Origin of the sequence: Chryseobacterium sp. MYb7 (assembly GCF_002979455.1) — a bacterium.
Lineage (GTDB): Bacteria > Bacteroidota > Bacteroidia > Flavobacteriales > Weeksellaceae > Chryseobacterium.
Genome location: NZ_PCOU01000064.1, coordinates 1 through 1731 on the forward strand (window position 1 = coordinate 1; position 1731 = coordinate 1731).

The 1731-nt window shown below is 36.4% G+C and carries 1 protein-coding gene; it reads right to left on the reverse strand.

Features of this window, described 5'->3' with window-relative positions; all coding sequences use genetic code 11:
- Nucleotides 1–86: 86 nt before the first annotated feature.
- Nucleotides 87–1634, reverse strand: coding sequence for an IS1182 family transposase (locus CQ046_RS23345; protein ID WP_105704559.1), 1548 nt, complete (start codon nt 1632–1634; stop codon nt 87–89).
- Between the last annotated feature and the right edge of the window lie 97 nt (nt 1635–1731).

Below are 1731 nucleotides of genomic sequence, written 5' to 3' on the forward strand. Positions count from 1 at the left end.
GAGTCCGTCTCACAACCAGTGAGGCGGATTTTTTTTGTATTTATTCGTTTTTCTTTTGCAGTTTTTTCCAGTTTGAAAAGTGTCTCTTATGCCACTTTCTTTCTTAGGTTGTGAGCTAAAGCATGTAATCCGAACTCTATTTCTACTTTTTTCAGAGATTTAAGGCTAAAACGTCTAAATCCATGACAATGTTTTAAATGTGCAAATACAGGTTCTACATCGTAACACCGTTTTTTTCGTTTCACTATGCCTTCTTCACTTAGGAGTAACTCCCGGACTTTTTCTTTATGACGTTCCAGATTATGGTTTCTTTCTATGCTGCGGTTGGTCTTTGAATGGTGACAAACTCCCCGAATAGGACAACCTACGCAGTTCTTTGCCTGATAATGGGATAACTTTTGTTTAAAGCCACTTTTAGTGGTGGTATTACTTTCGTGCGTTTTATCCATCCGCTGTCCCATAGGACAGAGATAAAAATCCTGATCCTTGTTGTAATACAGGTTTTCTTTACTAAATGTTTTATATTTTTTCTGATAATTCTTATCCTGCTCTTTGTCAAAGGTATTATATTTTACAAATGCTTCTATCTCATTATCTTGAAGATATTCATAGTTTTCCTCACTTCCATAGCCTGCATCTGCGGTCAGGCTTTTTATATTAGAGAAAACTTCTTTTCCAAAGGTTTCTTTAAGATTTTCCAAATGGGAATGAAGGGTTCCTATATCATTGGTTTGCCTGTGTACCGTATAGTTGATAATGAACTGATTCTCGCTCGATATCTGAGTGTTGTAGGCAGGTTTGAGCTGTCCGTTTTTCATATGATCTTCTTTCATACGCATGAAAGTAGCATCATGATCTGTTTTGCTGTAAGACCCTCTCTCTTCTAATATCTTTTCCTGATTCTGGTATTTTTCAAGGTTTTTCTCAAAATTATTTTTGATATAGTTTAATTTAGACTTGGCTCCCGCTCTGCCTTTCTTATCTGTTGTATTACTGCCCTTAAGCTTTCTATCAATACTCTCTACCGTTTCTCTTATTTTTTCTTTACTGATCTCTTTAAAATCAGGGGGCTCGGGATCACTATCCTCTGTGGCAGCGATGTTTTGAGCATACTTCCAAAGCTCTTCCAATTGCTTTAGCATTTTCTCTTTATTGGTTTTGATGGATTTGGCCCAAACAAAAGTGTATCGTCCCGCCTGAGCTTCTATTTTCGTCCCGTCAGTGTAAACTTCCCGTAAACTAATCAAACCTTCTTCTGCCAGCAGAAGCACAACCTGACGAAAAATATCTTTGAATGCATCCTTAAGTTTCTGGCTTCTAAAGCGGGATATCGTATTATGATCTACCTGCTTCATCCCGGAAAGCCACATGAAATTAACATTCTCTTTTACGGATTTTTCTATTCTTCTACTAGAGTAAGTGTTGTCCATATAGGCATAGATCATAATCTTAAGCATCATTTTGGGATGATAACTCGGATTACCTTCTTTTTTATAAGCCTTAAGCAGAGGATCAATTTTAATCTTATCAATCACATCATTGACAATGCGAACAGGATGATACTCCGGAATGAAGTCCTCAAAAGTGGGGGGAAACAAAAATAGTTGATGCTGATTATAATCCTTGAAATTCATACAGATAGCTGATATACAGTTAAATGTAATGAAAATAAAACAGTAAAACAAGTACTTTTATAACAAAAAGAATCTGCCTCAGTTGTGAGACAGATTC